At 71.3% G+C, this 26,262-nt stretch carries 28 protein-coding genes; 19 read left to right on the top strand and 9 right to left on the bottom strand.

Annotation, left to right across the window (positions count from 1 at the left end; genetic code table 11):
- Nucleotides 1-8 precede the first annotated feature (8 nt).
- The 3 genes from ABT057_RS34550 to ABT057_RS34540 are packed head-to-tail and all read right to left on the bottom strand — an operon-like array spanning nucleotide 9 to nucleotide 2,607.
- Complete coding sequence (locus tag ABT057_RS34550; protein ID WP_352347734.1) at nucleotides 9-830, bottom strand: ABC transporter permease; 822 nt, start codon at nucleotides 828-830, stop codon at nucleotides 9-11.
- Complete coding sequence (locus ABT057_RS34545) at nucleotides 827-1,669, bottom strand: ABC transporter ATP-binding protein (RefSeq protein WP_352347732.1); 843 nt, start codon at nucleotides 1,667-1,669, stop codon at nucleotides 827-829. The genes ABT057_RS34550 and ABT057_RS34545 overlap by 4 nt, the downstream gene beginning before the upstream one ends.
- On the bottom strand, nucleotides 1,669-2,607 hold the full coding sequence (locus ABT057_RS34540; protein WP_352347730.1) for an ABC transporter substrate-binding protein: 939 nt from the start codon (nucleotides 2,605-2,607) through the stop codon (nucleotides 1,669-1,671). The genes ABT057_RS34545 and ABT057_RS34540 overlap by 1 nt, the downstream gene beginning before the upstream one ends.
- Nucleotides 2,608-2,955: 348 nt before the next feature.
- On the opposite strand from ABT057_RS34540, the gene ABT057_RS34535 reads away from it, so the two are divergent.
- From ABT057_RS34535 to ABT057_RS34505, 7 genes are all read left to right on the top strand, one after another.
- Nucleotides 2,956-4,197 (top strand): Rieske 2Fe-2S domain-containing protein, encoded by a 1,242-nt coding sequence (locus ABT057_RS34535; RefSeq protein WP_352347728.1) that lies wholly within the window; start codon nucleotides 2,956-2,958, stop codon nucleotides 4,195-4,197.
- Between the two features lie 115 nt (nucleotides 4,198-4,312).
- Nucleotides 4,313-5,632: a M20 family metallopeptidase gene (locus ABT057_RS34530; protein ID WP_352347726.1), complete on the top strand. Its 1,320-nt coding sequence runs from the start codon at nucleotides 4,313-4,315 to the stop codon at nucleotides 5,630-5,632.
- Complete coding sequence (locus ABT057_RS34525; protein ID WP_352347724.1) at nucleotides 5,629-6,588, top strand: DODA-type extradiol aromatic ring-opening family dioxygenase; 960 nt, start codon at nucleotides 5,629-5,631, stop codon at nucleotides 6,586-6,588. The genes ABT057_RS34530 and ABT057_RS34525 overlap by 4 nt, the downstream gene beginning before the upstream one ends.
- Nucleotides 6,585-7,442 carry an alpha/beta fold hydrolase gene (locus tag ABT057_RS34520; RefSeq protein ID WP_352347722.1) on the top strand — a complete coding sequence of 286 codons (858 nt, stop codon included), beginning with the start codon at nucleotides 6,585-6,587 and terminating at the stop codon, nucleotides 7,440-7,442. The genes ABT057_RS34525 and ABT057_RS34520 overlap by 4 nt, the downstream gene beginning before the upstream one ends.
- Nucleotides 7,443-7,529: 87 nt before the next feature.
- Nucleotides 7,530-8,339 (top strand): IclR family transcriptional regulator, encoded by an 810-nt coding sequence (locus tag ABT057_RS34515; protein WP_352347720.1) that lies wholly within the window; start codon nucleotides 7,530-7,532, stop codon nucleotides 8,337-8,339.
- A complete protein-coding gene (locus tag ABT057_RS34510) occupies nucleotides 8,336-8,869 on the top strand; it encodes an FAS1-like dehydratase domain-containing protein (RefSeq protein WP_352347718.1) in 534 nt (177 codons plus the stop codon). The genes ABT057_RS34515 and ABT057_RS34510 overlap by 4 nt, the downstream gene beginning before the upstream one ends.
- Entirely contained in the window at nucleotides 8,866-9,288 is a 423-nt protein-coding gene (locus tag ABT057_RS34505) for a hotdog family protein (protein ID WP_352347716.1), read from the top strand. The genes ABT057_RS34510 and ABT057_RS34505 overlap by 4 nt, the downstream gene beginning before the upstream one ends.
- On the opposite strand, the gene ABT057_RS34500 is transcribed toward ABT057_RS34505, so the two are convergent.
- Nucleotides 9,257-10,243 (bottom strand): ABC transporter substrate-binding protein, encoded by a 987-nt coding sequence (locus ABT057_RS34500; RefSeq protein ID WP_352347714.1) that lies wholly within the window; start codon nucleotides 10,241-10,243, stop codon nucleotides 9,257-9,259. The two genes, ABT057_RS34505 and ABT057_RS34500, sit on opposite strands and share 32 nt — an antisense overlap.
- Nucleotides 10,244-10,377: 134 nt before the next feature.
- On the opposite strand from ABT057_RS34500, the gene ABT057_RS34495 reads away from it, so the two are divergent.
- Genes ABT057_RS34495 through ABT057_RS34480 form a run of 4 tightly spaced genes read left to right on the top strand, consistent with a single transcriptional unit; the run spans nucleotide 10,378 to nucleotide 13,532 of the window.
- Nucleotides 10,378-11,403: an NAD(P)/FAD-dependent oxidoreductase gene (locus tag ABT057_RS34495; protein WP_352347712.1), complete on the top strand. Its 1,026-nt coding sequence runs from the start codon at nucleotides 10,378-10,380 to the stop codon at nucleotides 11,401-11,403.
- A gap of 1 nt (nucleotide 11,404) precedes the next feature.
- Nucleotides 11,405-11,725, top strand: a complete 321-nt coding sequence (gene fdxA / locus ABT057_RS34490) for a ferredoxin (protein ID WP_352347710.1) — start codon at nucleotides 11,405-11,407, stop codon at nucleotides 11,723-11,725.
- 5 nt (nucleotides 11,726-11,730) lie between these two features.
- Nucleotides 11,731-12,747: an LLM class flavin-dependent oxidoreductase gene (locus ABT057_RS34485; protein ID WP_352347806.1), complete on the top strand. Its 1,017-nt coding sequence runs from the start codon at nucleotides 11,731-11,733 to the stop codon at nucleotides 12,745-12,747.
- Nucleotides 12,744-13,532 carry an alpha/beta fold hydrolase gene (locus tag ABT057_RS34480; RefSeq protein ID WP_352347708.1) on the top strand — a complete coding sequence of 263 codons (789 nt, stop codon included), beginning with the start codon at nucleotides 12,744-12,746 and terminating at the stop codon, nucleotides 13,530-13,532. Before ABT057_RS34485 ends, ABT057_RS34480 begins: the two co-directional genes overlap by 4 nt.
- A 5-nt stretch (nucleotides 13,533-13,537) precedes the next feature.
- Here the strand turns inward: ABT057_RS34480 and ABT057_RS34475 are convergent, their stop codons facing one another.
- Nucleotides 13,538-15,109, bottom strand: a complete 1,572-nt coding sequence (locus ABT057_RS34475; protein WP_352347706.1) for an AbgT family transporter — start codon at nucleotides 15,107-15,109, stop codon at nucleotides 13,538-13,540.
- On the bottom strand, nucleotides 15,109-16,374 hold the full coding sequence (locus tag ABT057_RS34470) for a metal-dependent hydrolase family protein (RefSeq protein WP_352347704.1): 1,266 nt from the start codon (nucleotides 16,372-16,374) through the stop codon (nucleotides 15,109-15,111). Before ABT057_RS34470 ends, ABT057_RS34475 begins: the two co-directional genes overlap by 1 nt.
- 125 nt (nucleotides 16,375-16,499) lie before the next feature.
- Here ABT057_RS34470 and ABT057_RS34465 point away from each other — a divergent pair, with 125 nt between their 5' ends.
- The 3 genes from ABT057_RS34465 (at nucleotide 16,500) to ABT057_RS34455 (ending at nucleotide 19,004) form a co-directional block, all read left to right on the top strand.
- Complete coding sequence (locus tag ABT057_RS34465) at nucleotides 16,500-17,582, top strand: Lrp/AsnC family transcriptional regulator (protein ID WP_352347702.1); 1,083 nt, start codon at nucleotides 16,500-16,502, stop codon at nucleotides 17,580-17,582.
- A gap of 112 nt (nucleotides 17,583-17,694) precedes the next feature.
- Nucleotides 17,695-18,150, top strand: coding sequence for a VOC family protein (locus ABT057_RS34460; RefSeq protein ID WP_352347700.1), 456 nt, complete (start codon nucleotides 17,695-17,697; stop codon nucleotides 18,148-18,150).
- Nucleotides 18,151-18,164: 14 nt separating this feature from the next.
- Nucleotides 18,165-19,004 carry an SDR family oxidoreductase gene (locus tag ABT057_RS34455; RefSeq protein WP_352347698.1) on the top strand — a complete coding sequence of 280 codons (840 nt, stop codon included), beginning with the start codon at nucleotides 18,165-18,167 and terminating at the stop codon, nucleotides 19,002-19,004.
- Nucleotides 19,005-19,010: 6 nt separating this feature from the next.
- Here the strand turns inward: ABT057_RS34455 and ABT057_RS34450 are convergent, their stop codons facing one another.
- Nucleotides 19,011-19,583: a TetR/AcrR family transcriptional regulator gene (locus ABT057_RS34450; protein ID WP_352347696.1), complete on the bottom strand. Its 573-nt coding sequence runs from the start codon at nucleotides 19,581-19,583 to the stop codon at nucleotides 19,011-19,013.
- A gap of 111 nt (nucleotides 19,584-19,694) precedes the next feature.
- Here ABT057_RS34450 and ABT057_RS34445 point away from each other — a divergent pair, with 111 nt between their 5' ends.
- The 3 genes from ABT057_RS34445 to ABT057_RS34435 all read left to right on the top strand — a co-directional run bounded on the left by ABT057_RS34445 (nucleotide 19,695) and on the right by ABT057_RS34435 (nucleotide 22,888).
- Nucleotides 19,695-20,579, top strand: a complete 885-nt coding sequence (locus ABT057_RS34445) for an SDR family oxidoreductase (protein ID WP_352347694.1) — start codon at nucleotides 19,695-19,697, stop codon at nucleotides 20,577-20,579.
- Nucleotides 20,580-20,857: 278 nt separating this feature from the next.
- Nucleotides 20,858-22,234, top strand: coding sequence for an ABC transporter substrate-binding protein (locus tag ABT057_RS34440; protein WP_352347692.1), 1,377 nt, complete (start codon nucleotides 20,858-20,860; stop codon nucleotides 22,232-22,234).
- Between the two features lie 153 nt (nucleotides 22,235-22,387).
- On the top strand, nucleotides 22,388-22,888 hold the full coding sequence (locus tag ABT057_RS34435) for a lamin tail domain-containing protein (protein WP_352347690.1): 501 nt from the start codon (nucleotides 22,388-22,390) through the stop codon (nucleotides 22,886-22,888).
- Between the two features lie 80 nt (nucleotides 22,889-22,968).
- On the opposite strand, the gene ABT057_RS34430 is transcribed toward ABT057_RS34435, so the two are convergent.
- A complete protein-coding gene (locus ABT057_RS34430) occupies nucleotides 22,969-23,946 on the bottom strand; it encodes a quinone oxidoreductase family protein (RefSeq protein ID WP_352347688.1) in 978 nt (325 codons plus the stop codon).
- 138 nt (nucleotides 23,947-24,084) lie between these two features.
- Here ABT057_RS34430 and ABT057_RS34425 point away from each other — a divergent pair, with 138 nt between their 5' ends.
- The gene (locus tag ABT057_RS34425; RefSeq protein WP_352347686.1) at nucleotides 24,085-24,438 is read left to right on the top strand and encodes an ArsR/SmtB family transcription factor; all 354 of its coding nucleotides are present in this window, start codon (nucleotides 24,085-24,087) and stop codon (nucleotides 24,436-24,438) included.
- Between the two features lie 90 nt (nucleotides 24,439-24,528).
- Here the strand turns inward: ABT057_RS34425 and ABT057_RS34420 are convergent, their stop codons facing one another.
- The gene (locus ABT057_RS34420; protein ID WP_502974012.1) at nucleotides 24,529-24,978 is read right to left on the bottom strand and encodes a ribosomal maturation YjgA family protein; all 450 of its coding nucleotides are present in this window, start codon (nucleotides 24,976-24,978) and stop codon (nucleotides 24,529-24,531) included.
- A gap of 414 nt (nucleotides 24,979-25,392) precedes the next feature.
- Here ABT057_RS34420 and ABT057_RS34415 point away from each other — a divergent pair, with 414 nt between their 5' ends.
- Nucleotides 25,393-26,184 (top strand): hypothetical protein, encoded by a 792-nt coding sequence (locus ABT057_RS34415; protein ID WP_352347684.1) that lies wholly within the window; start codon nucleotides 25,393-25,395, stop codon nucleotides 26,182-26,184.
- Nucleotides 26,185-26,262: the final 78 nt, after the last annotated feature.

Below are 26,262 nucleotides of genomic sequence, written 5' to 3'. Positions count from 1 at the left end.
CTGCACCTTCATACCTTCACTCCGTACCGACGCAGGACCCGGGCGGCCACGATCCGCAGCACACGGTCGAAGACGAACCCGAGGACACCCAGGGTGATGATCCCGACGAAGACCCAGTCGATGCGGCCGTAGTTGCGGGAGGTCCAGATCAGCGAGCCGAGACCGACCTGGGCGGCGACGATCTCGGCGGACACGATGGTCAGGAAGCTGTTGCCCATGGCCAGCCGGGCCCCGGTGACGATGTACGGCACGGTCGACGGCAGCACCACCCCGCGCAGGATCTGCCCGCGGCTCGCGCCCAGGCTCGCCGCGGCGCGCAGCTTCGACTCGCTCACCGCCATCACCCCCGCACTGGTGTTGAGGATGACGATGAAGACGGCCGTGTAGAAGATCAGGACGACCTTGGAGGACTCACCGATGCCGAGCCACACCACGGCCAGGGTGACGAAGGCGATCGGCGGGATGAACCGGAAGAACTCGATGTACGGCTCGAGGAGTTGGCGCACCAGCCGGATCTGCCCGATGAGCAGTCCGGCCGGCACGCCCACGGCCAGGCCGAGTCCCCAGCCGATCAGGATGCGGCGGCTGGAGGCGATGATCGAGTTGGTCAGCGTGCCGTCGCGCGCCAGGTCGACGGCCGCGGTGAGCGTGGCGTGCGGGGAGGCGACGAGCGAGTCGCCGTACTTCACGGCCAGCAGCTGCCAGACGCCGATGCCGATCAGGACGGACAGGGCGTACAGGGCGGCGGTGCGCAGTCCGAGGCCGGCGGCCCTGAGGGCCGGCCGCCCGGTGCGGGGCTTGGGTCCCGCCTCGACGGTGACGGTCGTCATCGCTCCTCCTCGGGGTCGAGTCCCTGGTCCCGCAGGGCTTTGCGGACCTCTTCGCCGATGTCCTGCCGCAGCGCGCGGCGCAGTTCGAGGGCCGCGGGGTCGGACTCGTCGCGCGGCCTGGGCAGGTCGACACGGTAGACGGACTTGAGGGTGGCGGCCGGTCCGGCGGTCATGACCGCGACGCGGTCCGCCAGCAGGATCGCCTCGTCGATGTCGTGGGTGACGAACACGACGGTGCAGCCCGAGGCCTGCCAGATCCGGGCCATCTCCTCCTGCATCACCTGCCGGGTCTGGGCGTCGAGCGCCCCGAACGGCTCGTCCATCAGCACGACCCGAGGCTGGTTGGCCAGCACTCGCGCGATCTGTACGCGCTGCCGCATACCGCCCGAGAGCTGGCTCGGGAACCGGTCGGCGCAGTGCCGCAGCCCGACGAGGGCGAGATATTCGTCGGCCAGCGCGTTCTGCTCGGCCCGGGATCTGCCGCGCATCCGGGGCCCGAACGCCACGTTCTGGCGGACCGTCAGCCAGTCGAAGAGGGCCTCGCTGCTCTGGAAGACCATGCCGAGTTCGGGGTCGGGGCCGGTGACGGGCGCGCCGTCGACGGTCAGGCCGCCCCGGTGCGGGGCGACGAACCCGGCCAGCGAGGACAGCAGGGTGGACTTGCCGCAGCCGCTCGGGCCGAGCAGACAGAGGAACTCTCCGGCGGCGATGTCGAGCGACATGTCGTGCACCGCGTGGAAGGAGCCGAACCGGATGTCGACGGAGTCCACGCGTACCGCCGCGCCACTCCTGCCGTCCGTCTCGGCCGCCTTCGGTTCGGCCTGGATGGCCTTCGTCATCACGATCCCTTCGTGTTCTGGGTGAACCAGCCGGGCACCGCGGCCCGCGACACGTTCGGCAGGGACTTGACCTTGCCGGTGTCCACGTAGAACTTGGCGGTGGCGGAATAGGTCTTGAGGTCGGCCGAGGTGATGTCGCGGACCCCGAAGTCGATCTCCTTGATCGCCTGGAGCGTCTGGGCGGTGGGGATCTTCGTGGCCTTCTGTGTGGCGGCCGCGGCGTCCCCGGGGTCCTGCTCGGTGAGCCGGGCGGCGTCCTGGAGCGCCAGCGCCACCTTCGCCGCGAGATCCTTGTGCCCGCTCAGCCAGGTGTCGTCGGCGATGAGCCAGTGCGAGTACGACAATCCGTAGTCGCCGGTCGTCTCCAGGATCCGCCCGCCGAGCTCGACACCCTTGCCCGGCCACGGGTCCCACAGGACGTAGGCGTCCACGTCGCCCTTCTGCAGGAGCGCCGGGATCTCGGGCGGGTCGGCGGTGACGAACTCGACCGACTTCGGGTCGATGTCCTTCGACTCCAGGAAGCGGGTCGCCGCGAGCTGGGACAGGCCCGGTACGACGGCCATCTTGCGGATCTTCGCGGGGGAGGTGACCTTCGGGCCGAGGACGACCTTGAGGTACTTCCCGGACTGCTCGTAGACCAGCAGCGAACGCAGATCGGCGTTCTGCTGGAGCATGCCGATGGTGGTGGTGTCCGAGTTCCCGGCCAGCTGCACCTGGTTGCCGGCGAGCGCGTCGACGCCCTCGCCGCCCCGCCCGAACTGGACCAGCTGGACGTTGACACCGTGCTTCGCCCACAGTCCCTGGGCATCGGCGAGGAAGAAGGGGGCGAAGGACGGGTCGATGCCGACGGCGACCCGGACCGTCGGCCCCTCGGCGCCGTCCGCGGCTGCCGCGGACGAGTCGGTGGTGGCCGCGCTGCACGCGGTGAGGGGGGCCAACGCGGCGGTGACTAGGGCGACGACGCCCCGGGCGGGATGTCGTCTACTGGCCTTTGACTCCATGAGCACCTCGGGTGGGTCGGAGGGGAGGCGGAGAGGCGGCGAGTACAGCGGCGGGGTGCGGGCCCTGGGAGCGGCCCGAACGGGTCCGATCCGGCGCACCGTAGAACGCCCGGCGCGGGGCACGCATGGACGGTGGTCCGCTCAGCGGGACACCCCCGCCGAAAACCCGCCGAACGTCCCCCGGCCGGCCGGCGGTCTGCTCACCGGAACGGTTCCATAGGCGCCCGCCGCACGTCCCCCCGATGCTCGAGGCCATGCAACGACGTCGGCAGGAGGTCACGCACGATGACGACGGGTGAAGGCTCGCTCGCCCCCAAGAAGAGAAGCGCCCCCGGCCGATCCGCTCCCGGTCGGTCCACCACGGGCCGGACCGCTCCCGGCCGTCAGGACTGGGCCTCGTGGCCCCACTACGACGGAGCGGCCGAGGGCTTCCGCGGCTACTGGTACCCGGTCACCTGGTCCAGCCACCTCACGGACAAGCCGCAGCCCTTCACGATCTGCGGAGAGAAGATCACTCTGATCCGCGACGCCGGCAAGGCGTACGCGCTGCACAACCGCTGCCCGCACCGCGGAGTGCCCTTGTCCGAGGGCGACCAGCAGTTCCCCGGCACGGTCAGCTGCCCCTACCACGGCTGGACCTTCGACCTGCCCACCGGCAAGCTCTGCGCGGTCATCACCGACGGCCCGGAGTGCCGGCTGACCGGCAAGGTCGGCGTCCGGACGTACACCGTCGAGGAACGCCTCGGCATGGTGTGGGTGTACATCCCCGTCGCCGACGAGGAACCGCACCCCATCGACGAACAGCTCCCCGAGGAACTCGTCTCCCACCCCTTCGTCATGGGCGGCCGGATCGAACCGCGCGGCGGCAACTGGCGCTTCGCCTGCGAGAACGGCTTCGACGAGGGCCACGCCAAGTACCTGCACCGCACCGCGCTCTGGCGCCTGTTCAAGCCCATGCCGACCTGGAACATCACCCGGATCGTGCCCAAGGGCCGCTGGATCTTCCGGGTGCAGGACGAGGTCCACTGGGAGGCCGACTTCCCCGGCGTGGGCCGCTGGTCCAACAAGCGCTGGTGGAAGATGCAGCCGCCGAAGGAGACCTTCAACATCGGCAACACCGGCGCGGCGGACGACATCAACCCGACGATCGAGGCCCAGGACTTCCCCGGCTTCGCGTCCCTGTCCATGCCGGGTGTGCTGCGCATCGTCTACCCCAACTTCATCCACTACGAGTTCTACGTCCCCGTCGACGCCGACCACCACAACTACGTCGGCGTGATGGTCAACTTCACCGAGGGCTGGAAGACCCTCGGCTTCTACGCCAAGTACCTCGGCGCCATCCGCTGGCTGTTCCACGGACAGTTCTCCGGCCAGGACGCCTGGATGGTCGACGTCACCGACGCGCCCCCGGAGAAGCTCTACCGCCCCGACATCTCGCTGACCGCCTGGCGGAACCTCAGCGAGGAGGAGTACGGCAAGAAACTCGCCGCGACCGGCGTCAATCCCCCCGCACCCAAGGAGGCGTGAGCATGCGCCGTACCCTGCTCACCCTGCTGGCCGGGATCGCCCTCGCCATCGGGCTCCCCCGGGCCAGGAAGCGCTTCGCGCGCACCACCATGACCCAGGTCCACAGGATCAACCAGTGAGCGGGCCCGGAGTGGCGGGGCTGGACACCCAGCGCGCCACCTGGGTCGAGGAAGCCTGGCGGCAGATCACCGCCGACCGGCTGCGCGAGCTGATCATCGGGCTCGTCGACATCCCCAGCCCGACCGGCGACGAGGGCCCGCTCGCCCGGCACATCGCGGACACCCTGAACGCCTCGGGCTGCCGCGGCGCCGTTCAGCCCCTCGACGACCGGCAGGCCAACGCCTGGGCCCGGCTCGACGGCGACGGCACCGGCCCCGACCTCATGCTCTACGCCCCGATCGACACCCTGACCGTGGGCGAGGAGAGCGAGGACGTCCCCTGGATCGGCCCGGAACTGAGGGACGACATGCGTCCCCGGGCCACCGTCTACGACGACCTGGTCGTCGGCCTGGGCGCCTCCAACCCCAAGGGCCACGCGGCCTGCGTGATGATGGCCGCCGAGGCGATCGCCCTCGCGGGCATCCCGCTCACCGGCGATCTGGTCGCGGCGTTCGGCGCGGGGGGCATGCCCACCAACGCGCGCCCCGGGCCCCGGCGCCACACCGGTCAGGGGGTGGGCTGTTCGTTCCTCCTGGAACAGGGCGTGTGGACCGACCACGCGGTCATCGCCAAGCCTGGCTGGACCGTCTCCTGGGACGAGGTCGGCCTCGTGTGGTTCGAGGTCACCGTCACCGGCACGCACACCTACGCCGGCTCACGCCACCGGCTGCCGTACGACAACGCCGTCGCCCGCGCGGGCGAGGTCGCCCGGCACCTGGAGGACTGGTTCGCCGAGTACTCCGCCCGCCACACCGCCGGCACCGTCGCCCCCCAGGGCATCGTCTCCTCCATCCGCGGCGGCTGGCCGCGCATGGCGGCGGTGACCCCGGCCGCCTGCACCCTGATGGTGGACCTGCGCATCGCCCCGGACACCACGCCGATGCAGGCCAAACGGGAGTTCCTCGCCGCACTCGAGAAGTTCGGCCCCGAGGTGCGCGCCGAACTGGTCCTGGCGATCCCCGGCACCCGCACCGACCCGGAGAGCTGGATCTGCCGGTCCGCCACGGCCGGCTGGGAGGCCTTCGAGGGACGCGAACACGAGGTGGTCCGGGGCAACAGCGGCGCCACCGACGCCAACATCCTGCGCGGGCGCGGCATCCCCACCGTCCGGGTCGGCATGCCCAAGGTCACCGAGGCGCCCTTCGACATCGACTTCGCGGCCGGGATGAACACCGTGTCCGTGCGGGCGATGGAGAAACTGACCCGCCATCTGGTCCGGACGGCCGTCGACACCGTCACCCGCACCCGCGCCGAGGTGGAAGGAACACCGGCATGACCGAGATCGTCCTGGGTGTCGGTGCCTCGCACAGCACCCTCATGAACACCCACTGGGAGCAGACCCTCCACAAGGACCGCGCCGAACGCTTCCGCGACGCGCTCGCGGCGGCGCGCGACGAACTCGCCGCGGCCCGGCCCGACACGGTGATCCTGGTCGGCTCCAACCACTTCCGCGGCTTCTGGCTGGACCTGATCCCCGCCTTCACCCTCGGCGTGGGGGAATGCGTCGCGAGCGGCGAGTCGGGCACCCCGAAGGGGCCGCAGCCGGTGGACGTCCCGCTCGCCCGGCACCTCGCGAGCTCCCTGGTGGAGGGCGGCCGCTTCGACGTGGCCTTCTCCGCCCGGCTCCAGATCGACCACGGCCAGTCGCACGCCATCCAGTACCTGCTGGCCGGCCTGGACGTGGAGATCGTCCCCCTCGTCGTGAACGTCTTCGCGCCGCCGCTGCCGACCCTGGGCCGCTGCGAGGAACTGGGCCGGGCGATCCGGGAGGCCGTGCTCGCCCTCCCCGGCGACCGGCGCGTCGCCGTCATCGGCTCCGGCGGTCTCTCGCACCGCCTGCCCTGGCCGGACTGGCGCGAGCCGCACGGCGACGACGAGGAGTTCATGGCCCGCGCCTGGCTCGACGGCCGCAACAACTGGCAGGACTACGACGCCCGCCGCCGCGAGATCATCCGGGCCGCCGAGGCCGCCATCAACCCCGAGTTCGACGAGGAGTTCCTGACCCTCCTGGAGAAGGGCGAGGCCCACCGCGTCACCGGCCTCAGCACCGAGGAACTGGAGAAGACGGCCGGCAACGGGGCGCAGGAGGTGCGCACCTGGCTGCTCATGGCGGCGCTCCTCGACCACGCACCCGCACACCGACTGGCGTACGAGCCGCTGCCCGAGTGGCTCACCGGCATGGCCGTCGCCGTTCTCGACCCCGCACGCAACGACAGCAAGAGGCACCCATGAGCATCTGGACCGAACTGTCCGGCATCGACTACCGCCACGCCTACGTCGAGGCCGGCGGCTTCACCACCCGAGCCCTGCAGGCGGGCCCCGAGGACGGCGAACACGTCGTGTTCCTGCACGGCACGACCGGCCACCTGGAGGCGTTCATCCGCAACGTCCCGGCGCACGCCGAGCGTTACCGCGTCCACGCCGTCGACATGCTCGGCCACGGCTACACCGCGAAGCCCGACCGCCCCGGTGAGATCCCCGCCTACGTCGAGCACCTGATCGCCTACCTCGACGCCGTGGGCGCCGAGCGCGCCCACCTGGTCGGCGAGTCGCTGGGCGGCTGGGTCTCGGCGTGGGCGGCGAGCGAACACCCGGACCGCGTCGCCTCCCTCCAACTGCTGTGCATGGGCGGCACGAAGATCAACCCGGCGGTGATGGAACGGCTGAAGACCTCCACCCGGGCCGCCGCGCTCGAGGACGACATCTCCCTCACCCGGGAGCGGCTGCGCCTGCTGTGGGCCGAGTGGGACGAGGACCTCGGCGAGGAACTCACCCGGGTCCGCTACGAGATCTACCACCACCCGGACTTCCAGCGGAACCTGCACAACCTGCTGGCCCTGCAGGAGGTCGAGGCCCGGACACGCAACCTGCTGCGGCCGGACCGCATGGCCCGGATCAAGGCGCCGACCCTGGTGGTCTGGGGCAACAAGAACCCCTTCGGGGAAGTGCCGGAGGCGGAGGAGATCACCGCCGCGATCCCGGGGGCCCGCCTGGAGATCTTCAACGAGTGCGGACACTGGCCGCAGCACGAGAGGGCTGACCTGTACAACCCGCTCAGCCTGGCCTTCCTGGGCGGGGTTTCCTGAATCCGTAACCCATGGTTCCGTGTAGGGACCATATCCAGCCACCGATTGCGTTGCGAGGCAGCCAACGGATCGACCGGAGGTCCTTCCATGACCGTCACCGTCGTCCCCCGAGGGTCCGCGATCCCCCGTGGGTCCGTCATCCCCCGAGAAGAAGCCCCCGGTCCCGACTCGATGAACTCGGTCCTGGGCAAGGTCCGACCCATCCTGGAGGCGTTCACCGCCGAGGACGCCTCCCTCTCCCTCGCCGAGCTGGTGCGCCGCACCGGCGTGGCCAAGGCGACCGTGCACCGCCTCGCCCAGGAACTCGTCGTCTGGGGCCTCCTGGAGCGCGACGGCTGCGACTACCGGCTCGGGCTGCGCCTGTTCGAGATCGGCCAGCGCGTCCACCGCCAGCGCATCCTGCGCGAGGTGGCCCAGCCGTACATGGAGGACCTGCTGCTGGCCACACAGGAAACGATCCACTTCGCCATCCATGACAGCCTCGACGTCGTGTACCTGGAGAAGATCTTTCCCCATCGTGGCCTCAGCGAGGAGTCCCGGGTGGCCGGCCGGCTGCCGCTGTACTGCACCGCCACCGGCAAGGCGATCCTCGCCTTCTCCCCGGGCAAGCTGTTCGCGGACGTGATCAGGAGCGGGCTCAAGCCCATGACCCGGCACACGGTCACCTCACCGGGGCGGCTGCGCGCCCAGCTGGAGCGGATCAGGGAGGAGGGCGTCGCCGTCGAGGCCGAGGAGATCCGCCTCGGCTACACCAGCATGGCCGTGCCCGTCTTCGGCAGCCAGGGCAGCCTCGTGGGCGCCCTGTCCATCACGGCGCCCACCTACCGCATGGACCCCTCCGGGCACGCCGTCGCCCTGCGTGCCGCGGCCCTCGGCATCAGCCGGTCGCTGCGGTGAGCGCGACGCTCGACGAGGTGCTGGCCAGGGCCCGCAAACTGATCGACGACTGGGAGAGCGAGGACTGCGGCGTCCTGGCGGTCAAGGACTTCTGCCGGTACGCAGCCGCCCTGAACGACGTCGACTACCTGCGCCGGGCCCGCGCGCGGGAGGCGGCCGGCGAGCCCGTCGCCGCCCCCGCGCTGTTCCTGGCGGGCACGCTGAGCTGGCAGGACGGTCCGGCCGAGCAGGAGCTGCGCCCGGACGGGCTGGCCACCCGGGAGTCGCCGTGCACCCAGGGGCTGCCGGTACGGCAGGTGCACGGCGGCCAGTCGGTACGGCTCGGGCGCGCGCCGGTCGCGGGCGACCGGGTGACCGCCCATCGGGCGCTGACCTCGGCGGACCTGCGGCAGGGCCGCTCGGGGGACTTCGTCCTGCTGGGCGTCCGCACCCGCTTCACGGCACAGGCCGACGACGAGAACGAGGACGAGGACGAGCTGATGGTCATGGACGAGACGATCGTGGTACTGGACGGCGGGACCGCCGGATGACCGCGCCCTCCGCCGGACAGATCTGCCCGCCCCGCCGCTACACCCACAGCGAGGTGCAGCTGTTCCGCTTCAGTGCCGTGTCCTGGAACGCCCACCGCATCCACTACGACGCCGGGTTCGCCGCCTCCGAAGGCCATCCCGGCGTCGTCGTACAGTCCACCCTGCACGGCGAGACGCTGACCCGGTACGCCCTGGAATGGGCCGGGGACGGCGCGAGTCTGGAGTCGGTGGACTGGCGCAACCGGGCGATCGCCGTGGCCGGTGAACCGCTCACCTGGACCGCGACGGTCCGGACGGCGGAGCCCTGTGACGGGGGAGTGCGGGTCACGCTCGACGTCTCGGTGCTCAAGGACGACGGCGCCCCCTGCGTCACAGGGCACGTCCGGCTCAGCCGACGTGCTGCCCGTACCAGCCCTTGAGCAGGACGGTGTCCAGGTCGGGCGACTTCTTGATGAGCTTCTGCGCGAGCAGGAAGTCGACGATCTTCTGCGACGAGGTCACATCGCTGTCGTCGATCCCGCGGGTCGCGAAGGTGATCTCGGGCAGGACCTGCCGCGTCTGCGCGACCGGCAGCTTTGCCTGCTTCTCGGACGCCTTCGCCGCTGCGGCGGGGTCCTCGGTGACGAGTCTGTCCGCCTCCGCGACGGCCTTGAACACCTTCCCGGCGACGGCTTCGTTGTCCTTCAGCCACTTCTGGTCGGTCAGCAGCCACTGCGCGTAGCCGACCCCGAAGTCACCGATCCGGCCGGCGATGTGGCCTCCTCCCGCGACCCCCTTGGACACCCAGGGGTCGAACAGGATGTACCCGTCGATGGAGCCCCGCTCCAGCATGCCCGGCATCTCCGGAGGCGAACTCTGAAGGATCTTCACGGACTTCGGGTCGATCCCGTTGTGCCGCAGGTACTCGTGCGTCGCGTACAGCCCGAGCCCGCCGATCGACGCCATGGTGCGGATCTTCTTCGGCGAGGTGACGCCCTTGCGCAGCACCACCTTGAGGTAGCTGTCGGAGGACTGGAAGACGCCGAGCGCGCGCAGATCCGGATTGGTCACCATCAGCGGCAACGCGGTCGAGTCGGCGTTGGCGGAGATCTGCGCGGTGCCCGCGCTCACCGCCTGGGCCGCCGCGGGCCCGCCCTCGGTCTGCACCAGCTCGACGTTGACACCCGCCTTCTCGAACAGCCCGCGCTCCTCGGCCAGATAGAACGGGGCGTACGAGGCGTCGACCCCGAGGGCGACCCGTACGGTCGGCTTCCCCGCCGACGACACGCCCGTCGAGTCGGTACTGCCCGCCGTACAGGCCGCGGTGAGGGCCAGCGCCGCGCAGGCGGCGGTCAAGGCGGCTCTCCTGCCGATCGTCTTCCTGTTGGTGTGCATGGTGCCCTCCCGAGCGCCGGAACAACCTGGGATCCAGACGTTCCCAGTGCTCGGCCCGGTGCCTAAGCGAAGCGTCCTGCTCACCGGACCGAACCCATTTGTCGGAACTCGCGCCGTCCCTACTCTCGCGGTTCATGAGCGTTCTTTCCGACGTGCCGACGAGCACGGAACACGACTCGCGCTCGATCGAGACGGACATCCTGATCATCGGCGCCGGCCCCGCAGGCCTCTACGGCGCCTACTACGCGGGTTTCCGCGGACTGCGCGTCGCGGTCATGGACGTCCTGCCCCAGTGTGGGGGCCAGATCAGCGCGATGTACCCCGAGAAGCCCATCTTCGACATCGCCGGGTTCCCCGCGGTGCGCGGCCGCGACCTGGTGGCGAACCTGGTCGCGCAGGCGGAGCCGTACGGCCCCCGCTACCTCCTCGGCCACCGGGCCGCCGAACTGTCCCACGACCCCGACGGCCGCCCGGTCGTCCGCAGCGACCAGGGCGCCGTGGTGCGGGCCGGCGCGGTCGTCATCACCGGCGGGGTGGGGACGTTCACGCCCCGGCCGCTCCCGGCGGGGGAGGACTACCTCGGCCGCGGGCAGGTGTACTTCGTCCCCGACACCGCCGCCCACGTCGACCACGACGTCCTGGTCGTCGGCGGCGGCGACAGCGCCTTCGACTGGGCCGCGCTGCTCGCCCCGGTCGCCCGCTCCGTGCGGCTGGTCCACCGCACCGCCCGCTTCCGCGCCCACCGGGCGAGCGTCGAACGGGTCCGCGCCCTCGGCATCGAGATCATCACCGACTCCGAGGTGAGCGCCCTGCACGGCGACACCCACCTGGAACAGGCCGAGGTCCGCCACCGCACCACCAAGGCCACCCGGCTGCTCCCGGCCCGGACCGTCGTCGCCGCCCTCGGCTTCATCGCCGACCTCGGGCCCCTCCAGCACTGGGGCCTGAACCTCAACGCCCGGCGGATCGCCGTGGACACCCGGATGGCCACCAACCAGCCCCGCGTCTTCGCCGCCGGCGACATCACCGACTACCCGGGCAAGGTGCGCCTGATCTCCGTGGGCTTCGGCGAGGTCGCCACCGCGGTGAACAACGCGGCCACCGTCATCGACCCGGATGCGGCCCTCTTCCCAGGGCACTCCACCGAGAAGGAGAACTGACATGGCCTACGTGATCGGCTCGGCCTGCGTCGACATCATGGACCGTTCCTGCGTCGAGGAATGCCCGGTCGACTGCATCTACGAGGGCGAGCGCAAGCTCTACATCAACCCCACCGAGTGCATCGACTGCGGCGCCTGTGAGACCGCCTGCCCCGAACAGGCCATCGCCGTCGACCGCCTCGCCGACCCCGCGTTCCGCGCCGACAACCGCCGATTCTTCGAGGAGACCCTGCCGGGCCGTACGGCCCCCCTGGGCACCCCGGGCGGGGCGAGCGGCCTCGGCCCGGTGGGCGTCGACACGCCGCTGGTCGACGCCCAGTGACCGAACTGCGCGTCGGTGTCCGCGTCCCGCCCTGCGACCGGGCCGACCGGATCGTCGAGACCGTGCGCCGGGCGGAACAGCTCGGCTTCGACGAGGTCTGGTTCCCCGACTCGCAGCTGCTGTGGCGGGACGTGTTCACCACCCTGACCGCCGCCGCCCTCGGCACCGGACAAATCGGCCTCGGCACCGCCGTCACCAACCTGGCCACCCGGCACCCCGCCGTCGTCGCCTCGGCCGCCCGCAGCGTCGCCGAACTGGCCCCCGGCCGCTTCACCCTGGGCCTCGGGGTGGGCAACAGCTCCGTCGGCCCGATCGGGCTGCGCCAGACCACCTCGGCGGCGATGCGCGAGGGGATCGCCATGCTGCGTGCCCTGCTCGCGGGCGAGGAGTGGGAGTTCGAGGGAAAGGTGTGCTCGCGCCTGCGAGACCCGCAGCCCGCGATCCCTCTGCACCTGGCCGCGAGCGGGCCGAAGAACCTCCGGCTGGCCGGGGAGATCGCCGACGGCGTCATCCTGCTCAGCGGGGTCTCACCGGCGACCCTCGCCCAGGCCGCCGCCCGGGTACGGGAGGGAGCCGCCGGACGGGAGGAGCAACCGCCGCTCACCGTCTCCGCGTTCTGCGCGGTCACCGACGACGTCGAGGCCGAGGCCCGGCGGATCAAGCCGGTGTGCGCCTCGATCGCGCAGAACGGCGGGGCACCCTTTCTCGCCCTCGCCGGGATCGACGTCCAGGTCCCCGACAAGATCGACGGGGTCTACCCGGACCTCGTCCACGCGGAGGACTGGAAGGCGGCCGTCGACGTCTGCTCGGCATGGATCAGCGACGAGGCGGCCCTCCGGTTCGCCCGGGAGTTCTGCCTGTTCGGCACCGCCGACGAGATCGCCGAACGACTCCGCGCCCTGCACACCGCCGGTGTCACGGGGGTGTTCCTGCAGCACGTCGGCTCCTACGACCCGCCCACCGAGCTCATCGAGGCCGTCGGCACCACGGTGCTGCCCCGACTGAAAGCGAACGACCGATGATTCTGCACAAGGGCTATGTGCCCAGTGAGTTCGGCCAGTTGCACTACGCCGAGTGCGGGACCGGAGAGCCCGTCCTGATGCTCCACCAGACCCCGCGCTCCTGGACCGAGTACCTCGACGTGCTGCCCCTCGTGGGAGCCCGGCACCGGGCGATCGCCATGGACACCCTGGGCTTCGGCGCCTCCGCCAAACCGGACGGCCCCCACTCGATCGAACGTTTCGCCGACGCCGCCGAAGCCCTGGCCGACGGACTCGGACTGGACCGCTTCCACCTCGTGGGACACCACACCGGCGGCGTGATCGCGGTGGAACTCGCCGCCCGGCTCAAGGACCGCGTCGCGAGCCTCCTCCTGTCCGCCACCCCCTTCGTCGACGAGGAGAAGCGGCGCACGGCGGGCGAACGCAAGCCCGTCGACCACGTCGACCCCCAGCCGGACGGCTCCCATCTCCTCGACCTGTGGAACCGGCGCCGCGGCTTCTACGAGAAGGGCCAGGAGGCGGCGCTCCACCGCTACGTGGTCGACGCGCTCACCGTCCTGGACCGGGTGGAAGACGGCCATCTGGCGGTGCGGCGGTACGAGATGGACCGCCGCCTGCCGCACGTCACCGCCCGCACCCTCGCGGTCTGCGCCCCGGGCGACCACTACTCCCTGCCGGCGCTGGAGAGGTTCGCCACGGCGACCGGCTGCGAGACCCGGGTCCTGTCCGGCGGCCACGTGCCCCTCCCCGAGCAGTTGCCCGGGGAGTTCGCCGAGGTCGTGGTGGAATGGGCGGGTTCCGCGTAACAGGCTCACCCGAGTCCGATGTGCGCCCCGGGCCCGAGCGGCAGATCGAAGCCGTGGAAGATCCCCAGGATCACCAGCCACACCGCCAGGAACGGCACGACGAAGATGGCGAGCCGGGAGATCAGGGTGCCGAGCCTGGCCTCCGGCTCGTACTCGCGGACCATCGCCAGGATGAGGAACAGATAGGGGTTCATCGGGGTGATGGCGCCGGTCGCGGAGTCGCCGATCCGGAAGGCGGCCTGGCTGAGCGCGGGGCTCATGCCCATCAGCATGAACGCCGGGATGAAGACGGGACCGACCAGGGACCACAGGGCCGACCCGGAGACGATGAACAGGTTGAGGCAGGAGGTCAGCAGGACGAAGGCGAGGATCGCCCAGAAGCCGGTCACCCCGAGGGAGCCGAACAGGGCGGCGGCCTTCACCGCCAGCAGGATGCCCACGCCGGACCAGGTGAACAGCGCGATGACCTGGGCCGCGACGAACATCATCACGATGTAGCCGGACATGCTCTTCACCGAGTCGGTCACCGCGGTGACCGCGTCCTCGGTGCTGGTGAGCGTCCGGGCCGTGATGCCGTACGTCAGACCGGCGAGCAGGAACGCGCCGAAGAGCACCGGGACGACACCGGTCAGCACCGGCGAGGGCACGAAGGCGCCGCCCTCGCCGCGCAACGGGGCGCCCTCCGGGAGCCAGAGCGCGAGCACCCCGCCCACGTACACGAGGACGACCAGCGCGGTGGCCAGCAGACCGCGACGCTGCGCCGGCGTGAGGACGATCCGCTCGGCCGCCGCCTCGCCCGCGGCGGCCTCGTACGGTCCGAGCCGCGGCTCCAGCACGCGGCTGATGAGGAAGCCGCCGAGCAGGGCGAGCACGATGCTGCTCGCCGCGGTGAAGTAGTAGTTGATGAGCAGATGGATGTGCAGGTCCTGGGCGGCCGGCAGCACGGACGCCGCCTGCTGGGTGATGCCGACGTACAGGGCGTCCAGCGAACCGATGGTGAAGCCGGCGGCGTAACCCGCGGTGACACAGGCGAAGCCGCCGATGAGACCGGCGACGGGATGCCGTCCGGCGCTCTTGAAGACCAGGGCGGCCAGCGGCGGGAGCACGATCGCGCCCACGTCGCTCATCATGTGCGCCTGGCTCGCGATGAGCGCCACCGCGTACGGCAGCACGGCCCGAGGCACCCGGGCGAGCGTGGCCCGCAGCACGGTCTCCAGCAGGCCGGTCCTGTCCGCGAGTCCGATCACCATGATCAGGACCAGTACGGCGCCGATCGGCGGGAAACCGGCGAAGTTGGGGATCAGGTTCTCCACCAGCCAGCGCAGCCCCTCACCGGAGAACAGCCCGGTGATCGGCTTGGTGTCGTGGGTGCCGGGGACGGTGACGGACACCCCGCCGAGCGCGAGACCCGTCGAGACCAGACCGAGGAGGAGGAACAGCGCGGCGAACAGGACGATCGGGTTGGGCAGGGCGTTGCCCGCCCGCTCGATGAGTGCCAGCACCCGGTCGATGCCGGTCGGCCGCCGCTTTTCCGGGGACGTGCTGTCCGGGGCGGGGAGGTCGGTGAGCGATGACATCAGAACCGCCCTTCGGCTGTTGGCAGGAGGTGCAGGAGATCCTTGCGTACGACGCCGTCCTGGACGACGCAGACGATGTTCGCCGGGTCGCCCAGGACGCCGATGTCCGCGAGCGGATCGCCGTCGCAGATCACCAGGTCCGCGGTGCGGCCGGGAACGAGGGTGCCCAGCCGGTCGGCCACACCGAGGAGTTCGGCGGAGGTGCGGGTGCCGGCCACGATGGCGGCCATCGGGTCCATCCCGAGGTCGACCAGATAGCCGAGCTCCATCAGGTTCACGCCGTGTGGGCCGACGGCCGCGTCGGTGCCCAGCGCGATCCTGGCACCGTACGCGATGGCCCGGGCGATGTTCTCCTTGGTGACGCCGGACCAGCGGGTCTTCTTCTGGTAGTGGTAGTCGGGCATCGTGTCCTTGTTGATGCCGGCGTAGACGGTGGAGAGCGTCGGAACGACGAACACGCCCCGCTCGCCCGCCATGTCGAGAGCGCGCTCGTCCAGCCCGTAGCCGTGCTCGATGCTGGTGACCCCGCCGCGGATCGCGTTGAGGATGCCCGCGTTGCCCTGCGCGTGCGCGGCGACCGGCTTGCCGCCGTGGCGGCGGGCCTCGTCCACGACGGCCCGGATCTCCTCCTCGAGCAGCCCCTCGTCGTCCGGATCGTCGTAGGGGGAGCCCATACCGCCCGTGGCGCAGACCTTCACCAGGTCGGCGCCGTCGCGCAGTACCCGGCGCACCGCGAGCCGGGCCGCGTCGGTCGAGTCGGCGATCTCCGACATCCCGGCGCTCAGATCGGTGCCGTCGGGCAGACGTACGTCGGCGTGGCCGCCGGTGTGGCTGATGATCCGTACGGCCGTGTGCAGCCGGGGACCCACGATCCGGCCGCTCTCCACGGCCGTACGGAACCCGGCCGACAGTCCGCCGAGGTCGCGGGCGGTGGTGATGCCGGCGTCGAGGGTCCGCCGCAGCCGCGCGGCCGTGTCCAGGGTGACCAGGACGGGGTCGAGCTCCGCGCGGCGGCCGGGCGGCGAGCCCTGCGCGTAGGCGAGGTGGACGTGGCAGTCGAAGAAGCCGGGCAGTACGGTGCGGCCACCGGCGTCGACGGCGCGCTCCTCGCCGGCCGGCGGCGCGGTCGCGGCGGGACCGGCGTAGGTGAGGGTGCCCTGGGCATCGATGATGATCACGGCGTCGTCCACGGGGGACGAGCCCGTGCCGTCGATCAGCCGGGCGCGGTGGACCCGGAGCGCGGTCCGGGTGGTGGTGTCCGTCATGGGGCGCGGTCACTCCTGAAGTTGTCGGCAGCAGGAGAAGGGAGTGTGGAATGCGGAAGAAAACCTGGTGTGCCGATGCAGGTTCGCCGTCGGATTCCCCGGACACGCGCAGAGAAGTGCCACCCATGGGCGTGCAGGATTGTGTCGCCGTGGAGCTCGACGAACTCGACCGCGGTGTCGTCAACGCCCTGCAGATCCACCCCAGGGCGCCGTGGACGCTCGTGGGCGAGGTGCTCGGGGTCAACCCGGTCACCGCGGCACGGCGCTGGCACCGCCTCGAGGAGGCGGGACTCGCCTGGGTGACCGCCTATCCACGCCTGTCCAACTCCCGCATCGTGGTGTCCGCAGTGGTCGAGGTGGACACCGAACCGGGTGTCGCCGAGCAGGTCGCGCAGGCCCTCGCGACGGACCCGGCGGTGGCCAACATCAAGCTCACGGCCGGCGGCCGCGATCTGGTGGCCGCCGTACAGGCCCGCAACCTCGACGAACTGGCCCGTCTCACCACCCTGATGTTCCAGCGCACGCCCGGGGTACGGGCCACCCGCACGCATGTGTCGACCGGCGTCCCCACCGAGGGCAGCCGGTGGCGGCTGCGCAGCCTGGACGAGCGCCAGAGCGCCCGCGTCCAGGCTGCGCTGCCTGCTGACTGTCTGCCCGCTCCCGCCGCCGAGGCCCGCTGGGACGAACTCGACACCCGCCTGCTGGAACTGCTGAGCACCGACGGCCGGATGTCGCTCCGCGACCTGTCGGCGGCGACCGGCACCAGCCTCACCACCGTGCGCCGCAGACTGCAGTCCCTGCTCGCCTCCCGTCTGAGCCTGCGCTGCGACCTGGCCCGCCCGCTGTCCGGCTGGCCGCTGTCCGCCGTCTACTTCGCCTCCGTACCCGGCCAGTACGTGGAGGAGACCAGCAGGGTGCTCGCCGGGGTGCGCGAGGTCCGCTCCTGCGCGATCACCGCGGGCCCGTACAACCTGGTGATCGACGTCTGGCTGCGCGACCTGCACGACGTGCACGCCTTTGAGGCGCATCTCTCCCGCAGACTGCCCCGCCTCACCGTCGCCGACCGCTCGGTGGTCCTGCGCACCGTCAAGCACATGGGCCGGCTGCTGGACCACGACGGCCGTTGCGTCGGAGTCGTACCGCTCCACCACCCCCACGCGACCGGGCGTCCCGCGGCGGAGCGGCCGGCTCGGGAATCGGCCCACTGACGGGCCGCTCTCCGCCGAGCTCCCGACATTGTGTTTCCCGGCCACGCGTGCCAGAATCCCGTTTCTGTACTAGAGAACGTAGTTTCCGCTCAGCGAGAAGGAAGCCTCTCCTATGGAAGCAGCGGATCAGTTCCACGTGGGTCTCGTGGTCGACGACGTCGCGGCCGCCGCGGCCGAACTGACGGCCGTGTCCGGCTACGAGTGGTGCGAGGAGATCGGCGCACCGGCGCACGTCGTCCTCCCGGCCGGTGAGACCGTGCTCGACCTCAGGTCCACGTACTCGATGTCCGTGCCCAGGATCGAGCTCGTCCGCAGTGTCCCGGGGACCCTCTGGCAGGCCGCCGACTCCGGTGTCCATCACCTCGGGTACTGGTCCGACGACGTGGGCGCGGACTCCGAAGAACTCGCGCGGCGCGGCCATGTGCGGGAAGCCCTCGGCGTACGGCCCGACGGCACCGCGCACTGGGCCTTCCACCGCGGCCCGACCGGACTGCGCGTCGAACTCGTGACCCGGGCGCTCCGGCCGGTCCTGGAGCGGTACTGGGCCACCGGCAGGAAACCGTCCTGAAGGAGGAGGCGCGCATGACGACCGTGGGCATCGTGACCGGTGCGGGCCGTGGCATGGGATTCGAGTGTGCGCGCCGGCTGACCGGCACGGTCGACCGGCTGCTGCTGGTCGACCGGGACCGGGCGGGGGTGGCCGCCGCCGCTCACGAACTGTCGGCCTCGGGGTGCGCGGCGGTGGTGGAGCCCTTCCCGCTGGACATCACCGATGGCGTCGGACTCGCCGGACTCGCCCGCCGGGCCCGCGAACTCGGCGTGCTGCGCGCCGTCGCGCACGCGGCCGGCATCTCACCCACCATGGCCGACTGGCGCCGCGTCCTCATGGTCGACCTGGTGGGCACGGTGATGCTGGCCGAGGCGCTCCGACCGCTGCTCACCGCGGGGACGGCGATGGTCTGCTTCAGCTCGATGTCGGCGATGCTCGGACCGCAGGAACCGAACCCGGCGGCGGAGGCGGCGCTCGGCGAACCGCTCGACGCGGGCTTCCTCGACCGGCTGCGCGACGCCGTGGGGCCGTCCGTCGAGGACTCGGGGGTCGCCTACTCGTGGGCCAAGCGCGGAGTGCAGCGGTTCGTGCAGCGCGAGGCGGTGCGCGTCGGACCCGTCGGCGCCCGGGTGTGCTCGGTGTCGCCCGGTATCGTCGCCACCCCGCAGGGCCGGCAGGAGGCGGCGAACCAGCCCTCGATGAAGGCGCTCGTGGCGCGGACTCCGCTGGGCCGGGAGGGCCGCCCCGAGGAACTCGCCGCCGTGGTCGCCTTCCTGCTCTCGGACGAGGCGTCCTTCCTCACGGGCGTCGACATCCTGGTCGACGGCGGAGTGGTCGCCGCGCTGCAGGACGGGAGCCGCGTCCGCCCTTAGGGGGCGTCAGCCGAGCGTGCCGGTCGCCGCTCGGAGCCCGTCGAGTTCCCGGCGGGCGAGGTCCGTGATGGTGCGCTGGTCGGCGGGATCGCTCCAGCGGGCGAAGGCGCGGAAGAAAGCGAGGACTCCGAGCTCGGCGGCGAGCGTCGCGGTCGGCTCCGGTACGTCCCGTCCGATGAGCGCTTCCCTCATGGCCGCGGCCATGCCCGCGCGCTTGTGCGCGGCGCGCTCCTGCAACTCGCTGTTGCCGGCGACGACCTCCTGGAGCCGGGCCGCGAACTCGCGGTGGTCGGAGGTGAAGGTGGCCGAGATCGCGTCGAGGGCGGCGGTGACCGCCTCGAGCGGTGTGGCCGAGCCGGGTGCCGCCGCGACGGCCTCGGCGAGCAGCCGGCTGTGCGTGGCCTGACCGGCGAACAGCACCTCCCGCTTGTCGGGGAAGTGCCGGAAGAACGTGGTCTTGGTCAGGCCGGCGCGCTCGGCGATCTCGTTGACCGTGGTGGTGTCGTAGCCCTGTTCCGTGAACAGGTCGAGTGCTGCCCGCACCAGCCGCAGCCGCGCGTTCGGTTCCCATCGCCCCATGGGCCACAGCATAGGTGATGTGACTTGGTACCGTCGCACTGCTACGGTGACGGTACCAAGTCACATCACTTCACCCCTTCCCCGGACGGGGTGTTCCCACAGGAGTTCCTCATGCGTGTCTTCGTCACCGGCGCCGGCGGTCACATAGGTTCGGCCGTCGTCCCCGAACTGATCCGGGCCGGACACCAGGTCGTGGGCCTCGCCCGGTCCGAGGCGTCGGCCGCCGCGGTCAAGGCCCTGGGCGCCGAGGTGCGCCATGGCGACCTCGGCGACCTGGACGGTCTGCGCGAGGCCGTGGCCGACGTCGACGGCGTCGTCCATCTCGCGTTCGACCACGACGCCGTGTTCGCGGGAGACCTCGCCGGCGCGGCGGCCGCCGACCTGGCCGTGGTGCGGGTGTTCGGCGACGCGCTGGCCGGCACGGGCAAGACCCTCATCGGGATCGGCGCGCAGCGCACCGAGGGCGGCGAGGAGGCCCCGCCCAGCCCCAACCCCCGGTCCGCCGTCGGGCGCGCGATCGCCGGGTTCGCCGAACGCGGCGTCCGGTCCCTGCTCGTCGCGATCCCGCCGGTCGTGCACAGTCCGCGGGACAGGGGCGGCTTCATCCCGACCCTGATCCGGATCGCCCGGGGCGCGGGCGTGTCCGGTTACGTCGGCGAGGGCGCCAACCGCTGGCCCGCCGTGCACGCCCTGGACGTCGGCCGTCTCTACCGGCTGGCGCTGGAGAAGGCGCCGGCCGGGGCGCAGTTGTACGCGACGGCCGAAGACGGCGTCACGGTGCGCGAGATCGCCGAGGCCATCGGCCGCCATCTGGGTGTCCCGGCCGTGAGCATCCCGGCCGAGCGGGCCGCGGACCACTTCAAGGCGTTCGCCCCGTTCATGTCGCTCGACGCCCGGTGGACCAGTGCGCGCACCCGGCAACTGCTGGACTGGGAGCCGGTCCACCCTGAGCTCGTCGCCGACCTCGACGAGGGGCACTACTTCGCCGGGGGATGACCTCCGCTCCTTGGGGTGAGGGCGGTCGGGGCGGGGGCGGGGGAGCCGCCCGCCGGGGCCGAGCGGGGTGCGGACCGGCCCGACGAGGGTCACATTCTCTTGCTGGAGTACTTGCCTCGCGTAAATAGAGAATGTAGTTTCCGCCTCGCGAGGCGGTCGATTTCCACTCAGGTCGAGGAGACCTTGTGCTCGCCCCCCGGGACGAGCGGTGCGGTCACCGTGCCCCGCAGTCCCAACCTCCCTCGGACGACGACGTCCGAGCTCCCCGAGGAGGCACGTTGCGCAGACTGCTCATCGGCACGGTCACCGCGGTCGCGGTGCTGCTGGCCGGCTGCTCCACCAGGTCCGGCGACGACACCGCGGACGGAACGAGCGCGACCCCCGCCGCGGGCGCGTCGTCCCCGGCCCAGGCCGACTTCGGCACCCTGAAGAACGTGTGCGGACCCGGCACCGCCGGGTCCTCGACCGTCCAGGGCGTCACCGCCAAGGACATCCAGGTCGGCGTCCTGTCCGACGTCGGCTTCACCAAGAACAGCGAATTCCCGGACGCCGCCAAGGTGTTCACCTCCTGGTGCAACGCCGCCGGCGGCGTCAACGGCCGCAAGATCACTCCCGTCACCCATGACACCGCGCTCACCCAGGTCCGCCAGGGCGTCCTGGCGGCCTGCAAGTCCGACTTCGCGCTCGTCGGCGGCGGCGCGGCACTGGACGGCCTGGGCGTGGCGGACCGCCTGAAGTGTCTGCTGCCCGACTTCCCCGCCCAGTCCACCCAGGCCGTCGGCTCCGACCTCCAGGCCCTGGCCACGGGCTCGGCCGTCGGCTACTTCCCCTACGCCGGCTACTACACATGGCTACTGAAGGACAAATACCCCGACTCGGCGCAGAAGGTCGGGATCATCGCCGGCGACAGCCCGGTCAGCAAGGTGCTCTCCGCCCAGTACAAGGAGGCCGTCGTGGGCCTCGGCGGAAAGGTCTCCTACACCGACCTCTACCCGGCGACCGGCGTCGCCGACTGGACGCCGTACGCCCAGACGATCAAGAGCAAGGGCGTCAAGGGACTCATGTTCCTGGGCGACTTCGCGAGCCTCGCCAAACTGGAGCAGGCCCTCACCAACATCGGCTACACCCCCGACTGGATCGACGCCAACAGCAACGCCTACGGCCCCGCCTTCCTCCAGCTCGCCGGGCCGGCCCTGGCCGAGCAGCACAACTACGCCGAACTGTCCGCCACCGCACCGCTGGAGAGCGCCGCCGACAACCCGGCCACCCAGCAGGTCATCGACCTGTTCAAGAAGTACGCGCCCGGAAAGCAGGTCACCTACCCGGTGCTGCGCGCCTTCTCCGCCTGGCTGCTGTTCGCCACGTCGGCCCGCGACTGCGCCACGCTCACCCGCAAGTGCGTCTACGACAACGCCGTCAAGCAGACCGCCTGGACGGGCGGCGGGCTGCAGGCACCGGCCGACCTGAGCAGGAAGGACGTCCCGCCGAAGTGCTACTCCATCGTCACGGCGACGGCGAAGGGCTGGCAGGCGGCAGACTTCAAGCCGACCGACGGTCCCTACCGCTGTGACGCCCCCGCCTACAAGTACAAGGGCGACTACGGCAAGCCGGCCACCCTCGCGGACGTCGGCAAGTCACCGGCCGACCTCACCTGAGTCTCCCGGCCGACGGCCCGCACGGCACTCCTGGACGTTCAACCTCTTCCGCACACACGGACGCCTTCACCGAATGGACACATCAGGAACATGTCGTGATCACATTCGGTATGCTCCAGGCGCTCCGATCGTACGATTGAGGGGGGAATCCTCGTGCACACCCGTATACGCCACGTCCTGTCCGCGGCCGCCGCGGCAGGCGTGCTCGCGGTGCTGGCCGCCGGCCCGGCCCAGGCAACCGAGTACTCGTCCGCGCTGAAGGTCAAGGGCGTTCAGTACGACGCCCCGGGCCGGGACTCCAACCGGTGCTCCGGCGGCAACACCAAGGACGAGTACCTGACGATCAAGAACTACTCGCGCACCGCGACCGTGAACCTCAAGGGCTATGTCGTCAAGGACGCGGCGGGCAACAAGTTCACCTTCACCGCCGGCCACAAGCTCGAGCCCGGCGACTACGTCAAGCTGCGCGGCGGCCGGGGCACCGACTCCGACGCCGGCAACGTCGTCTACCGCCAGAACTGCAACTTCATCTGGAACAACGACAAGGACACCATCTACCTGATCAAGCCGACCGGAGCCCGCGCCGACGTGCACTCCTACACCAAGCGCGCCAACGACGCCGACGGCAACGGATACATCAACTACCACGGCTGACCTGCCGGTCGCGTCTCTTCCGATGGATCTCCGTGGGAGAGGGAGCGGCGCCCGGTGTCCGCCCGCGGCGGCTGCTGCTGTCAGTCGGTCACGCGCAGCAGCAGCTTCCCCGTCGACGTGCGCCCGCCCATCAGGCGATGGGCGTCGGCCGCCTCCGCCAAGGGGAACTCCGCGGTGACCGGAAGGCGCACGGTGCCGTCGGAGACCGTACGGAAGGCGCGCTCGGCGAGGGCGCGCAGTGCGTCGGGCGCGGACCGGGCGAGGGTCAGGATGGAGAAGCCGCCCACCGAACGGCCCCGCGCGTACAGTTCGGGCTGCCCGACGTGCCACGGCTCGGCCCCGCTCGCGTTGCCGAAGGACACCAGGCGTCCGAAGACGGCCAGCGCGGCGAGGCCGCGGCGCAGGGTGTCGCCGCCCACCGGGTCGAGCACCAGGTCGACTCCCTTGCCGTCGGTGGCGCGGCGGACCTCGTCGGCGAAGGCGTCGCCGGTGAACACCTCGTCGTAGCCGTGCTTGAGCGCGTGCTCGGCCTTGGCCGGCGAGGACACCACGCCGTACACCGCGCCGGCGCCCGCGGCACGGGCCAGTTGCCCGGCCACCGTGCCGATGCCGCCCGCCGCGCCCTGCACCAGCACGGTCTCCCCGGCCCGCAGCCGCCCGACCTCGTGGAGCAGGGCGTGCGCGGTCGGCACCACGGTGGGCAGGGTGGCCGCGGTGCGCAGGTCCAGTCCCTCGGGAAGCGGGAAGACGGTGACCGCGTCGGCGACGACCACCTCCGCGTAGGCCCCGCCGCCGACGAGCGCGGCGACCTCCTGCCCCGGGCGCAGCCCCTGGACGCCGTCGCCGACGGCCCGGATCCGGCCGGAGACCTCCAGACCCGGGCGGAACGGCAGCGACTGGACCCGGTAGCCCTCGGCACGCGCCTTGAGGTCGGCGAAGTTCACGCCGACGTAGGCGGCGTCGACGCTGACCTGGCCCGGCCCGGGCTCGGGGATCTCGGCCCGGACGACCCGCAGCACCTCGGGGCCGCCGTACTCCTGGAACTCCACTGCACGCATGACGGATCACCGCACCCTTCGATGAGTGTTCAACGGAAATCGAACACCGGGAGTGTAAGATATCCGTCGAACACTCGACAACCTGCCGGGACGCTCCACAAGCCGTTCCGCCGGGAAACGCGTGACGACGGGAGGGGCATGTCGAAGGAGGTTGCGGGCGGTGGTCACCGCGCGGCGCCGGTGCACACGGATCCCAAGGAGGTGTCCGTGCTCACAGCGCTGTCCGCGGTCTCCGACCCCGTGCGCATCAAGCTGATCCGCGAGCTGGCGGGCTCCGCCGACTGGACGCGCAGCTGCGGCAGCTTCGACGTGCCCGTCGGCAAGGCCGCGCTCAGCCACCACTTCTCGGTCCTGCGCGGCGCCGGCCTGGTGGAACAGCGCGACGAGGGCCCGAAGCGGGTCAACCGCCTGCGCCGCGAGGAGTTCGAGGAGCGCTTTCCCGGGCTGCTCGCGCTGCTTCTGCGAGACGACGGCGTCGGCGACCCCGGCTGATCGGCAGGCCCGGCACACGGGAGCCTGCCGTCGGCATGACGGTGCGTGACGCGCCGGCTCGGCCGGCAACCGGACAACCGGTGAGGCCGTTCACCCCTCGGCCTCGCCCGTCCGACGCCGTTCACCGCTCCTCGCGCCCACCGCCGTGTGGACGAGCCAGCCCGCTGCCGCACCGACCGTGTACCAGAACAGGTCGGGTGGATTGAAGGTGGAACCGAGCACGAGGCGGATGACGGCGCTGCGCCCGGACAGCTCCGCAGTCACCTCGCTGAGCTGCAGGAACTCGACCCCCCAACTGACGGCCAGTGCGCTTCCGGCGGCCGTCAGGGGTTTTACGCCTGGCGCCACCAGAACGACGAGGGCGAGAAGCAGGACGGTGTACAGCGCGTCTCCGCCGTACTTGGCCAGGCTTCCCGAGGCCACCGCCCGAAGGCCCAGCCCCGCGCCGACGGTCACCACCGCGGCCCCGGCAGCCGCCAGACGGATCCGTGCCGGTTCGACGGCGCGGTCATTGGTTCCGGGAAAGGGGATGAGGGGCACAGGGGCATACTGCCGGACGTCCGGTGCTCTTTCTTCCCTTACGCAGTACGAGTGAAAGAGCCGAGTGTTCGGTTCGGGGCGGGTGGCGAGTCTTCTACGGTCTCTGAGTGGATCCGGGGGCTGCGGGAAAGGCCCTGCGGGCGGGGGACCGAGGGAAAGGCGCACCTGATGGCGGGGTTGGGGAAGTCGCCGGACGCGCGCGGGGTCCGGGCCGGCCGCTGCCATCGGACCGGTGCGTGGGCGTGGGCGTGGGGCGCGGCGGCCGTGGCCTATCTCGTGGGAACGGCTCTGACTCTCGGCGGGCCGTGGTTGGCCGGGAGCACGGTGGCGCGGATGGTGGCTTTCGGGCCGTCCACCGGTTGCTGGGGGTTGGCGGCCTCCCTGGTGCTCCGTGCGTGGGGGGCGAGTGGACGAGTGCGGACGCGGCTGCTGCTGTTGGGGGGTTCGGCGGTGGCCGGGGGTGTGTACCGGGGGGCGGTCAACGTGCTGTCGGCTCGCCCTCCGGGTTCGGGACGGGACGGGCGATCGCTGCTCGGTTCGGTGCTGGTCACCGGAGTGACGCTGGCGGTCGGCCTGGGACTGGCCGGTCTGGTGGTCGCGGCCGATGCCGGCAAGGGCCGGCACGTGTTGCTGCGGCGCGTGCTCGACGGGGTCGTCACAGCGGGGGCCGTGCTCATGGCGGGATGGGTACTGCTGCGGGGGGCCGGTGACGGCTGGCGGCTGGGGACGGGGATGATCGGTGTCCTGTGGACCGCGGAGGTCGTGTTCCTCAGTTTTCTGTTCGCCCTGCGCCGTCTCGTGCGGAGCGACCGGAGAGTCACCCTGTGGGTGGGGATCGTCGGGCTGTCCCTCATGCTGATCGGCGACACCCTGCGACTGTGGACGGTCGGCGCGCACAGCCCCGAGGTGATGTCCTGTCGGCTGGTCGACACCTGCACCACCGCGGGCCTGCTGGTGGTCGCCGTCAGCCCCTGGGTGCCCGGCGGGGCGAGCGTCCTGGGCACTGCTCAACCGACGTTGCGATGGGGGATGGAGGGTGCGGCGGCGTTCATTCCCCTGACGGTCTGCACGGTCACGGCGCTGGGATATGTGTTGACTCCTCCTGATCGTGACCCGGTGCCGCTGCTGGTCGGGGGAATGGCGCTGCTGAGCCTCTGGGCACGCCAGACGTTCCTGCCGAGCGAGAACCCCGGAAACGACGACTGATTTCTCGTGCGGCTGTTCGCCGGGTATGACAGGCGCGCCGGTCATGAGCGACGAGGACGACGGCTGACCGAGGACGGG

The organism is Streptomyces sp. NPDC002588 (genome assembly GCF_040295925.1).
GTDB lineage: Bacteria > Actinomycetota > Actinomycetes > Streptomycetales > Streptomycetaceae > Streptomyces.
The sequence above is the reverse complement of the archived record's forward strand: the minus strand, read 5'-3'. Positions and strand labels throughout refer to the sequence as shown.